The organism is Streptomyces sp. ISL-66, assembly GCF_018614135.1.
Classification (GTDB): Bacteria; Actinomycetota; Actinomycetes; order Streptomycetales; family Streptomycetaceae; genus Streptomyces.
Genome location: NZ_JAGGOW010000045.1, coordinates 1 through 11056 on the forward strand (window position 1 = coordinate 1; position 11056 = coordinate 11056).

The window sequence follows — 11056 nt, forward strand, 5'->3', positions numbered from 1 at the left end:
GGCCGCGGATGCCGCCGGGCGGCGCCGCGCTAGCCGCGCCGCGGGCGGCCGTAGCCCGAGGCCAGCGGCATCCGCAGGCCCAGCGGCGGGGGAGCCGCCAGGGCGTCGGTGACCGGCCGCGAGTAGGAGCCGGAGAACACCGAACCCAGGACGAAGTCCACCGACAGCGCCACGACTTCGGCCTGGTGCTCGCGCAGCCCGTGGCCGTCGGAGTGCACCTCGAAGCGGCACGTCGTGCGGTTGGCCTTCTTCGCCCGGGTCGCCAGCCGGAAGGACAACTCCGGGTCGCTGCGCGCGTCGTTGGTGCCGTGCACGATCAGCACCCGGCGACCCGAGAGCTGTTTCACCGGTTCAGGGAAGTCGAGCGCGTCCGCGTACGTCAGCGAAGGGGCCAGCGCGAGCACGGAGTTGACGGCCTCGTGGCCGGCCGCCGCGAGCGCCGCCGTGCCTCCCGCGTCGTAGCCGGCCAGGCAGACCGGCACGTCCCCGTACCGGCGGACCACCTCGTCCGCCGCCCATTCGGCGTCCGCCTCCCGGGTGCCCCCGCCGTGGATGACCTGGTGGGCGACCAGCCCGTCGGCCGCACCCGCGCGGGCCAGGGCCCGCGCGAGCGGACGTACCGGACCGGGGGACAATCTGGACGCTCCGGGGAGCAGGAGGACCACACCACTGACCGTGGAGACCGAGCCGGTCGCGCCGGCCGCCCGCCCCAAGCGGGCTCCGCGCGCCGTCGGCGCATGCTGTGCCATGGCGAAACAGTCTCAGACGCCGAGGTGTACGCCACCCGTCCGCGCGGTCACTGTTACATATCGCCTGCGGGCACCGTCTCACCGCTCTACGCGCGTAGGAGCTAGAGTGCCCAGATGACGAGCGAGACCCCCAACCTGCCCACACCGGATCAGATCCGCCGCTCCCCGAAGGTGCTCCTGCACGACCACCTCGACGGTGGACTGCGCCCCGGGACCATCATCGAGCTGGCGCACAAGGTCGGTTACGAGAACCTTCCCGAGACCGAGGCCGACAAGCTCGGCATCTGGTTCCGGGAAGCCGCCGACTCCGGCTCCCTCCCGCGCTACCTGGAGACGTTCGCGCACACCTGCGCCGTCATGCAGACGAAGGAGGCCCTCTTCCGGGTGGCTTCCGAGTGTGCCCAGGACCTGGCCGAGGACGGCGTCGTGTACGCCGAGATCCGCTACGCGCCCGAGCAGCACCTCGAGGCCGGCCTGACCCTCGAAGAGGTCGTCGAGGCGGTCAACGAGGGCTTCCGCGAGGGCGAGCGCCGTGCGCGGACCAACGGCAACCGCATCCGCGTCGGCGCGCTGCTCACGGCGATGCGGCACGCGGCCCGCGCGCTGGAGATCGCGGAGCTGGCCAACCGGTACCGCGACAAGGGCGTCGTCGGCTTCGACATCGCCGGCGCCGAGGCCGGGTTCCCTCCCACCCGCCACCTCGACGCCTTCGAGTACCTCAAGCGCGAGAACAACCACTTCACCATCCACGCGGGCGAGGCCTTCGGCCTGCCGTCGATCTGGCAGGCCCTGCAGTGGTGCGGCGCCGACCGGCTCGGGCACGGCGTGAAGATCATCGATGACATCGAGGTCGCCGAGGACGGTTCCGTGACGCTGGGCCGCCTGGCCTCGTACGTCCGGGACAAGCGCATCCCCCTGGAGATGTGCCCGACCTCGAACCTGCAGACGGGCGCGGCGCTCTCCTATGCGGAGCACCCGATCGGCCTGCTGCGGAAGCTGCACTTCAGGCTGACGGTCAACACCGACAACCGGCTGATGAGCGGCACCAGCATGAGCCGTGAATTCGAGCACCTCGTCGACACCTTCGGCTACTCGCTCGAGGACATGCAGTGGTTCACGGTCAATGCGATGAAGTCCGCGTTCATTCCTTTCGATGAACGGCTGGCCATGATCAACGACGTGATCAAGCCCGGTTACGCGGAACTGAAGTCGGAGTGGCTGTTCCGCCAGACCGCTTCCACCAGCGGTTCCGTCTCGGCGTAGGCCATGGCGTGACGGACTGAAAGCGCCCGGGAGGGGCAATTCCCGGGCGCTTTCTCGTATTTAATGATGTTTGCGGCCGGGGGTTTGACGTGACTAGCTTGCGGAGCCGCTCATTTCCCCGTCGCAAGGACGATCCTTCATGAAGCAGTCAGCTGCCAAGACCCTCGGTGTCGCCGCTCTCGGCGCCGCCTTCGCCGCCGTCGCCGCCGGGACCGCCTCGGCCTCCGTCCCCGCCATCGGTCTCGGCGACGCGCTGGGCACCGTCCAGGGCCTCACCAGCCAGCAGCACGTGAGCGCCGAGGACGGCCGGCAGGCACCCGAGGCGACCGACCCGGCCGCCGCGCTCGGCACGGTGACCGGTCTGCTCGGCGGTCTGCCGACCAGCGGTCTCGGCGCCTGATCCGTTCCGGATCCGCCGACGGATCCGTACGCCATCCGTACGCGATTCGTACGCACGCCCACGCGGTGCACACCTCTTCGAGCAGGTGTGTGCCGCGTCGCGGCATGTGCCAGGATCACCGCCAACTGCCCGCCGACTCCCTGGGTATGAGGTTTCGATCATGCGCATGAAGGCACGAGCGGCCACGGCCGCGCTGCTCCCCACCCTGCTCCTCGCCGCGGTGGGCTGCGGCAGCGGTACGCACACCTCCGCCGACGGCAAGTCCCCGGACCCGAAGGGCTCCGCGAGCGCACCCGGCCGAGCCGCGTCGCCGGGCGCCGCGGGATCCGAGGCGTCCGCGGGCGCATCCGGCTCGGCGGGCCCCTCGGGCACGGGCGCGCCCAAGCGGTCCGGCAGCAGGCTGGAGCGCTCCGCCCTGGAACAGGGCGACCTGGCCGGCTACCAGATCTCCGCGGACGGCAAGAACCCCAACGCCCCCGACGGTCAGCCCCGGGCCGACCGCAAGGCCTGCCAGCCGCTCGCCGACATCATGGGCGACAAGCCCGACCCGGCCGCCCGCGAGACGGTCAACCGGGGCGTCGGCTCGCAGAAGCAGATGGGCCTCGCCGTCTCCGCCTCCGTCAGCTCCTACGCCGCGTCCGACGCCAAGGCGCTGATCGCCCGTCTCAAGGACGCCGTCGCCGCCTGCGGTACGGGCTTCTCCGCCACCATCGAGAAGCAGACCGGCAGCTACCGTGACGTGAAGGCGGCCGACTACAAGGCGGGCGGGGACGAAAGCGTCAGCTGGACCACGACCGCGTCCGCCGAAGGCGTCACGGCGCAGGTGCACATCGTCGTCGTACGTCAGGGCGACACCGTCGTCCGCCTCATGGCCCTCAACGTGACGGGCGGCCCGAAGGCTCCCGAGGTCCCGCACGAGGTCACCGACAAGCAGATCCAGAAGGTTCGGGCGGCCCGCTGAACGCACCGCCGGCCGGGACTACCAGCCGGCGGTGCCGGCGGCGCTCGTCTTGTCGTTCGGCAGGAGCACCCACAGTGCCAGGTAGACGAGGAACTGCGGGCCGGGGAGCAGGCACGAGACCACGAAGATCAGACGCATCGTGTTCGCGGACATTCCGAATCGGCGGGCCAGAGCGGCACAGACTCCGCCGATCCATCGTCCGTCACGGGGGCGGGCAAGGGCGCTCATGATCTCTCCTCGGTCGGTTAGCGGGAAGTTTTCCCGCGATGCCTCAATACTCCCGGTGAATCGCGGACAGAACGTCGGTCCAGGGGCCGAGCCCGACCCTGGTAATTCTCGGGGTCACCCCCTGATAAAGGCTCTGAGGGCGGCCCTGAGAACGGTCCTGAGGACGGCCTTCTCGACGGTTCTGAGCACGACTCCGGGAGCCGGGCCGAGAACCGCTCCGGGCGATGAGAGCGCCCGCCCGCAAGCCCGCCCGGGATCCTGCCGGGGAGACCGTCAGGGAACGCCGCAGCCGGGCCCGCACCAGCGGCACGACGGCCGCGTGCGCCACGACCACGCCGAGGGTGTTCAACAGCACCGAATCCACGTCGACCACTTGCCCCGGGACCGCGCTCTGAAGCATCTCGACGCCCACCGAGACGAGCGCGCCCGCGGCCGCGGTCCGGGTCAGCGAGGACCACGCGGCCAGCGGGGACAGCTCCACCCGCCCGCACGCCATCGGCAGCAGCACCCCGAGCGGCGCCAGCAGGGCCAGGCCGCCGCCGATCCGGCGGGCCGCCTCCAGGGGCCCGTAGGCGAGGTCCGCCCTGATCCCCTCCAGCGGGGTCAGATTGGCCGCCGCCGCCCACGGAACGTGCAGTGGTCGCAGCATCAGCCAGCCGACGAGGAGGAGATGCGCGGCCAGCAGGACTCCGGAGAGGAACCGGATCCGCAGGTGAATGGCTGCGTTGTCGCTGCCCTTGAGACGGTGCACGCCAGTGGAGACGCAGCGTCCGGTGCCCGCGGTTCCGGGACGAGCGCCGGTCAGCCCGTGGCGAGCAGCACGATCAGGATGAGCGCGCCGGTCAGGGCCGGCGCGATGATCTCGTAGGACCAGGTGACCTTCACGGGGCCCTGGGCGCCGGGTCGCGAGGCCCCGCGCTCCCGCAGTTCGCGCAGCTCCTCCACGGTCTGGTCCGCGGCGGCCCGCTGCGGGGTCTCGGCGTTCTGGGGCCGCCCCTCGACGGGCGCCGCCGTGCCGCGGCCCATCAGGCCGCCGAGCCGTCCGTTCGGGCGGTTCTGGACCCGGTTCGCCTTCTTGCGCTCCCGCAGGGAGACGGGGACGGACCACAGCTGGTACTTCGCCCCCTCGGCCAGCACCTCGGCGGAGAACCGGGCGCGCACGGTGTCCACCGCGGCCCAGGGCAGTTCGATGACCCGGAACGGGTTCCTGACGCGCAACCGGTCGGCATTGGCGAAGACGGCCGGGCGGATGGTGAAGGCGACGATGAGCGGCGCGAGGAACAGTGCGACGGCCAGGGCCAGCCAGGGGGCGTTCCCGCTGCCCCGCACCACGGCGTCCCCGCACAGCCAGCCGAGCAGCGCGAGCATCAGCACGCCGGAGACGGTCGCCATGGGTGAGCGGTAGACCCGGTCGTCGTACACCGGTTCATCAGTGGGCTGCTCGCTGCTCATGCGCCCGATTCTGCCTCACGCCGTCTCAGCCCACGAGATCGGCGTACGGGAACCGCCGCGACGGCCAGCGCGGCGGAGGTGTCGATTCCGTAGCGGATCCGCTGGAATCGGGTGAGGGGGGTGACAGGTCGCTACGCGCGTAGATATGCTCATCTGGTGACCATGCCCACCACCCTCACCGCATTCGCTGACGTGACGACGTCCGACAGTGCGCTGCGCCGCTTCCTGCACGGGCTGCCCGGCGTCGACGCTGTCGGCCTGGAGGCCCGCGCGGCCTCCCTCGGCACCCGCTCGATCAAGACGACGGCCAAGGCGTACGCCATCGACCTGGCCATCTCGATGATCGACCTGACGACGCTGGAAGGCGCGGATACCCCGGGCAAGGTCCGGGCGCTCTCCGCCAAGGCCGTGCACCCCGATCCGACCGACCGCACCACGCCCACGACGGCCGCCGTCTGCGTGTATCCCGACATGGTGGCCACCGCGAAGGCCGCCCTGAACGGCGCCGACGTCAAGGTCGCCTCCGTGGCGACGGCCTTCCCGGCCGGCCGCGCGGCCCTGCCCGTCAAGCTCGCCGACACGGCCGACGCCGTGGCCGCCGGCGCCGACGAGATCGACATGGTCATCGACCGTGGCGCCTTCCTCGCCGGCCGCTACCTCGACACCTACGAGCTGATCCGCTCGGTCAAGGAAGCTTGCGTCCGCCCCGACGGCAGCGCGGCCCGCCTCAAGGTGATCTTCGAGACCGGCGAGCTGTCCACGTACGACAACATCCGCCGGGCCTCGTGGATCGGCATGATGGCCGGCGCCGACTTCATCAAGACGTCCACCGGCAAGGTCGGCGTCAACGCCACCCCCGCGAACACCCTCCTCATGCTCGAGGCCGTCCGCGACTTCAAGGCGCAGACTGGAATCCAGATCGGCGTGAAGCCGGCCGGCGGCATCCGGACCACCAAGGACGCGATCAAGTTCCTGGTCCTGGTCAACGAGACCGCGGGCGAGGACTGGCTGAGCAACCACTGGTTCCGCTTCGGCGCCTCCAGCTTGCTCAACGACCTGCTGATGCAGCGCCAGAAGCTGAGCACCGGCCGTTACTCCGGTCCCGACTACGTGACGGTGGACTGATCACCATGGCATCTGTATTCGAGTACGCGCCCGCCCCCGAGTCGCGGTCCGTCGTCGACATCGCGCCCTCCTACGGGCTCTTCATCGACGGCGAGTTCACCGACGCGGCGGACGGCAAGGTCTTCAAGACCATTTCCCCGGCCTCCGAAGAGGTCCTCGCCGAGATCGCGCAGGCCGGCGCCGCCGACGTGGACCGCGCCGTGCAGGCCGCCCGCAGGGCCTTCGTGAAGTGGTCCGCGCTGCCCGGCTCCGAGCGCGCCAAGTACCTCTTCCGGATCGCCCGGATCATCCAGGAGCGCAGCCGCGAGCTGGCCGTCCTGGAGACCCTCGACAACGGCAAGCCGATCCGCGAGACCCGCGACGCGGACCTCCCGCTGGTCGCCGCGCACTTCTTCTACTACGCGGGCTGGGCCGACAAGCTCGACCACGCCGGCTACGGCGCGAACCCGCGCCCCCTCGGCGTGGCCGGCCAGGTCATTCCGTGGAACTTCCCGCTGATGATGCTCGCGTGGAAGATCGCTCCGGCGCTCGCCACCGGCAACACCGTCGTGCTGAAGCCGGCCGAGACGACCCCGCTCTCCGCGTTGTTCTTCGCGGACATCTGCCGCCAGGCGGGCCTGCCCAAGGGCGTCGTCAACATCCTCACCGGGTACGGGGACGCGGGCGCGGCCCTCGTCGAGCACCCGGACGTCAACAAGGTCGCCTTCACCGGCTCCACCGCCGTCGGCAAGGCCATCGCGCGCCAGGTCGCCGGCACGGACAAGAAGGTCACCCTGGAGCTGGGCGGCAAGGGCGCCAACATCGTCTTCGACGACGCCCCCATCGACCAGGCCGTCGAGGGCATCGTCAGCGGCATCTTCTTCAACCAGGGCCAGGTCTGCTGCGCGGGCTCGCGCCTCCTGGTCCAGGAGTCGATCCAGGACGAGCTGATCGACTCGCTCAAGCGCCGCCTGGCCACGCTGCGCCTCGGCGACCCGCTCGACAAGAACACCGACATCGGTGCGATCAACTCCGCCGCCCAGCTCGCCCGGATCACCGCGCTCGCGCAGACCGGCGAGGCCGAGGGCGCCGAGCGCTGGTCCGCGCCGTGCGAGCTGCCGTCCTCCGGCTACTGGTTCGCCCCGACGCTCTTCACGAACGTCTCCCAGGCGCACACCGTCGCCCGCGACGAGATCTTCGGCCCGGTCCTGTCCGTGCTGAGCTTCCGTACGCCCGACGAGGCCGTCGCCAAGGCCAACAACAGCCAGTACGGCCTGTCCGCGGGCATCTGGACGGAGAAGGGCTCGCGCATCCTCGCGGTCGCGAACAAGCTCCGCGCCGGTGTCGTCTGGGCCAACACGTTCAACAAGTTCGACCCGACCTCGCCCTTCGGCGGCTACAAGGAGTCGGGCTTCGGCCGCGAGGGCGGCCGCCACGGCCTGGAGGGCTACCTCGATGTCTGATTCGTCGTCGTCGACGCGTCTGAGCGTCTTCAAGACCTACAAGCTGTACGTCGGGGGCAAGTTCCCCCGCTCCGAGAGCGGCCGGGTGTACGAGGTGACGGACACGAAGGGCAAGTGGCTGGCCAACGCCCCGCTGTCCTCCCGCAAGGACGGCCGTGACGCGGTCGTCGCCGCCCGCAAGGCGTTCGGCGGCTGGTCGGGTGCGACCGCGTACAACCGGGGCCAGATCCTCTACCGCGTCGCCGAGATGCTCGAGGGCCGCCGGGACCAGTTCGTCCGCGAGGTCGGCGAGGCCGAGGGACTGTCGAAGTCCAAGGCCGCGGCGGTCGTGGACGCGGCCATCGACCGCTGGGTCTGGTACGCGGGCTGGACCGACAAGATCGGCCAGATCGTGGGCGGCGCCAACCCGGTCGCGGGCCCGTTCTTCAACCTCTCCACCCCCGAGCCGACCGGTGTCGTCACGGTCGTCGCCCCACAGGACTCGTCCTTCCTGGGCCTGGTCTCCGTGATCGCCCCGGTGATCGCCACCGGCAACACGGTCGTCGTCATCGCCTCCGAGCGGGCGCCGCTCCCGGCGCTCTCCCTCGGCGAGGTGCTGGCCACCTCGGACCTGCCCGGCGGAGTGGTCAACATCCTGTCCGGCAAGGCCTCCGAGATCGGCCCGCACCTGGCCTCGCACCAGGACGTCAACGCGATCGACCTGGCGGGCGCCGATGTCGCCCTCGCCAAGGAGCTGGAGATCGCGGCGGCGGACAACCTCAAGCGCGTCCTGCGTCCACAGCCTGTGGACGACTGGAGCGCGGACCCGGGCACGTCGCGCATGACGGCGTTCCTGGAGACCAAGACCGTCTGGCACCCGACCGGGTCGCTGGGCGCGGGCGGCTCCTCGTACTAGACCTTCGGGTCCCCCGCGAGAGCCACCCCCGCGAAGACCGGCCCCGGCAGCGTCCCCCGCGCTGCCGGGGCCTCTTCATGCCCCGCGGGGCCGCCCGCGCGGGCCGTACGGGCGCTACTTGACGGCGCCCGGCAGCAGCGGGCCGAGCAGCGAGGCCGCCGCCGCGGTGGGCAGTTCGCCGATCGACGAGCCGCGCGTCAGGCTGCCCGTCAGCATGCTCGTGCCGACCGACGGGAAGTCCGCGACCTTGGTGGCCACCCCGTTGTCCAGCGGGTCCACACCGGTGTTGGCCAGCGGATTCACCTTGAGGTTCGCGATCGGATCGCCCACCCCGGCCAGCGCCGCCGGGACCGAGAGCTCGCCCGCCTGGGCGCCGCCGGCGGCCATCGCGAGCGCCGCGCCGGCCATCGAGAGGGTCAGGCCCGCGGCGCGCAGCGCCTTGGTCCGGGGGGCTTGGGGGGCTGCGTGACGTGCCATGGATTCCCGCCTGTGGGCTCGTACGGAGTGGTAGTCGCGTGCGTACGCAGCGTAGTGGAGGTGTGATCCTGGATACCAACGGGCCTCCGGGCGGATCCCCTGCGAGGGGTAATGACTCACCGACTATCGCGACTTGGGGCGTCACTCGTTCGAGGAAATCCTTGGGAATCGGTCATAGGAAGACGAATGCACGACGCTACGTTTGCGTCATGACGGAACCGGTCGAAGCCGAGGATCCCGGGTACGCCCGGTTTACCTACCGGCTTCGCGTGTCGTCTACAGCGCTCGCCAAGCTATTGGGTGAGTGGGACCGGTGCCGGTGGGTCTGGAACGAATGCACCGCTCGGTCGAAGAAGGCCCGCGCCGAGGATGACAAGTGCGGTCCGGCTCGGCTGGACAAGATGCTGACGGAGGCTCGCAACCACAACCCCTGGTTAGGTGATGGCAGCAGTGTTCCGCAGCAACAGCTGGTACGGGACTTCGGGAAGTCCCGCGCCAAGGCACTGAAGGACATCCAGGCCCGGTTGCCGATGCGGCAGCGGGCAGGAATGCCCAAGTACAAGAAGAAGGCCAAGGCCGACCCAAGCCTCAACTACACACGACGCGGATTCCGGATCAAGGACGGCCGGCTGTGCCTGGCGGGCGGCATCAGCTTGAGCGTGGTGTGGTCCCGTGGCCTTCCGGCGGACCCGTCGTCGGTGCGGATCTACCGCGACAGCCTTGGCCACTGGTATGCATCCTTCGTCGTCCCCGCCGAAGTGCAGCCACTCCCGGAGACGGGTGCGGCGATCGGCATCGACTGGGGTGTGAAGGAGACCGCGACCACCACCAGCGACGCCCACGACCTGCCATCCCCCGAGCACGGCAAGAAGGCCGCCGCCAAGCTCGCCCACTATCAGCGGATGATGGTGCGCCGGAAACCGGCGAAGGGCAAGCCAGGTTCGAGGGGCTATCGGGCGGCGAAGAAGCTGACGGCAAAGCTGTACAAGAAGGTGGTCCGACAGCGCCAGGACACCGGCCGCAAATGGGCCAAGCAGGTCCTCCGCGACCACGACGCCCTCGCGGTGGAAGACTTCCGGCCGAAGTTCCTCGCCAAGTCGACTATGGCCCGCAAGGCGGCCGATGCGGCGATCTCCGCTACCAAGCACGAGCTGATCAACATGGCGCGCAAGCACCAGCGCACTCTGTATCTGGTGCACCCGTCGTATACCACCATGGACTGCGGACGATGCGGAACGAGAGCCAAGCACGCACTGCCGCTGTCAGAACGCACCTACACTTGCACCGCGTGTGGAGCCGCCTCTCCCAGAGACAAGAACTCCGCACACGTGATGCTTGTCCGGGCAGGTCTCAACCCGGCTGGCGCTGATCGTGGAAGACCTGACCGTCCGCCGGGCTGACAGGCTGCGTGAGCTAGGAATCCCCCTCTTTTGTCTTTGGGAGGGGGAGGCGTCAAACTTGTGTTCCGTGAGCTGCTCCTCTCCTTTGCCGACGCGTGTCGTCCTGCTGACCGGACCATCGGGTTCCGGGAAGTCCTCGCTGGCGGCCCGTTCCGGGCTGCCCGTGCTGCGCCTGGACGACTTCTACAAGGAGGGTGACGACCCCACCCTCCCGCTGGTCGACGGCAGTGCCGACATCGACTGGGACTCTCCGCTGTCCTGGGACGCGGAGGCGGCCGTGGCCGCGATCGCGGAGCTGTGCGCGGCGGGCCGCGCCGAGGTCCCCGTCTACGACATCGCCACCTCCTCGCGGACCGGGACGGAGGCGCTGGACCTCTCCCGGACGCCGCTGTTCATCGCCGAGGGGATCTTCGCGGCGGACGTCGTGAGGAGGTGCCGGGAACTGGGCCTGCTGGCGGACGCCATCTGCCTGCGCGGGCGGCCGAGCACCACCTTCCGCCGCCGCCTGGCCCGTGATCTGCGCGAGGGCCGCAAGTCCGTGCCGTTCCTGCTGCGCAGGGGATGGCGGCTGATGCGCGCCGAGCGGGGCATCGTGGCCCGCCACACCGCGCTCGGCGCGTACGCCTGCGGCCGCGACGAGGCCCTGGGCCGCCTGGCCGCCGCC

Annotated in this window: 13 protein-coding genes; 8 read left to right on the top strand and 5 right to left on the bottom strand. The window is 70.4% G+C overall.

Annotated features, from left to right (window positions below; translation table 11 throughout):
- Positions 1-29: 29 nt before the first annotated feature.
- Positions 30-749 (bottom strand): alpha/beta hydrolase, encoded by a 720-nt coding sequence (locus J7E97_RS10165; RefSeq protein WP_215024659.1) that lies wholly within the window; start codon positions 747-749, stop codon positions 30-32.
- 114 nt (positions 750-863) lie between these two features.
- Between J7E97_RS10165 and J7E97_RS10170 the strand changes: the two genes are divergently transcribed.
- The 3 genes from J7E97_RS10170 to J7E97_RS10180 all read left to right on the top strand — a co-directional run bounded on the left by J7E97_RS10170 (position 864) and on the right by J7E97_RS10180 (position 3373).
- Entirely contained in the window at positions 864-2012 is a 1149-nt protein-coding gene (locus J7E97_RS10170) for an adenosine deaminase (protein ID WP_215024660.1), read from the top strand.
- Between the two features lie 139 nt (positions 2013-2151).
- Positions 2152-2412 (top strand): hypothetical protein, encoded by a 261-nt coding sequence (locus J7E97_RS10175; protein WP_215024662.1) that lies wholly within the window; start codon positions 2152-2154, stop codon positions 2410-2412.
- A 166-nt stretch (positions 2413-2578) separates the two neighbouring features.
- Positions 2579-3373, top strand: coding sequence for a hypothetical protein (locus J7E97_RS10180; RefSeq protein WP_251054200.1), 795 nt, complete (start codon positions 2579-2581; stop codon positions 3371-3373).
- Positions 3374-3391: 18 nt separating this feature from the next.
- Here J7E97_RS10180 and J7E97_RS10185 read toward each other — a convergent pair whose 3' ends face one another.
- Genes J7E97_RS10185 through J7E97_RS10195 form a run of 3 tightly spaced genes read right to left on the bottom strand, consistent with a single transcriptional unit; the run spans position 3392 to position 5053 of the window.
- Positions 3392-3601 carry a PspC domain-containing protein gene (locus J7E97_RS10185; RefSeq protein WP_215024666.1) on the bottom strand — a complete coding sequence of 70 codons (210 nt, stop codon included), beginning with the start codon at positions 3599-3601 and terminating at the stop codon, positions 3392-3394.
- A 43-nt stretch (positions 3602-3644) separates the two neighbouring features.
- On the bottom strand, positions 3645-4352 hold the full coding sequence (locus tag J7E97_RS10190) for a VanZ family protein (RefSeq protein WP_374224127.1): 708 nt from the start codon (positions 4350-4352) through the stop codon (positions 3645-3647).
- A gap of 50 nt (positions 4353-4402) precedes the next feature.
- A complete protein-coding gene (locus J7E97_RS10195; protein ID WP_215024668.1) occupies positions 4403-5053 on the bottom strand; it encodes a PH domain-containing protein in 651 nt (216 codons plus the stop codon).
- Between the two features lie 162 nt (positions 5054-5215).
- Here J7E97_RS10195 and deoC point away from each other — a divergent pair, with 162 nt between their 5' ends.
- From deoC to J7E97_RS10210, 3 genes are read left to right on the top strand one after another with little or no spacing between them, the layout of a single operon-like run.
- Entirely contained in the window at positions 5216-6178 is a 963-nt protein-coding gene (gene deoC, locus J7E97_RS10200; RefSeq protein WP_215024685.1) for a deoxyribose-phosphate aldolase, read from the top strand.
- A 5-nt stretch (positions 6179-6183) separates the two neighbouring features.
- Positions 6184-7620 (top strand): aldehyde dehydrogenase family protein, encoded by a 1437-nt coding sequence (locus tag J7E97_RS10205; RefSeq protein ID WP_215024670.1) that lies wholly within the window; start codon positions 6184-6186, stop codon positions 7618-7620.
- Positions 7613-8515: an aldehyde dehydrogenase family protein gene (locus J7E97_RS10210; protein ID WP_215024672.1), complete on the top strand. Its 903-nt coding sequence runs from the start codon at positions 7613-7615 to the stop codon at positions 8513-8515. Before J7E97_RS10205 ends, J7E97_RS10210 begins: the two co-directional genes overlap by 8 nt.
- Before the next feature lie 114 nt (positions 8516-8629).
- Here J7E97_RS10210 and J7E97_RS10215 read toward each other — a convergent pair whose 3' ends face one another.
- The gene (locus J7E97_RS10215) at positions 8630-8992 is read right to left on the bottom strand and encodes a hypothetical protein (protein ID WP_215024674.1); all 363 of its coding nucleotides are present in this window, start codon (positions 8990-8992) and stop codon (positions 8630-8632) included.
- A 209-nt stretch (positions 8993-9201) separates the two neighbouring features.
- On the opposite strand from J7E97_RS10215, the gene J7E97_RS10220 reads away from it, so the two are divergent.
- Together J7E97_RS10220 and J7E97_RS10225 are read left to right on the top strand one after the other, a co-directional pair.
- Complete coding sequence (locus J7E97_RS10220) at positions 9202-10392, top strand: RNA-guided endonuclease TnpB family protein (RefSeq protein WP_215024676.1); 1191 nt, start codon at positions 9202-9204, stop codon at positions 10390-10392.
- A gap of 85 nt (positions 10393-10477) precedes the next feature.
- Positions 10478-11056 (top strand): uridine kinase (locus J7E97_RS10225; protein WP_251054201.1); only part of this gene is annotated, 579 nt, incomplete at its 3' end.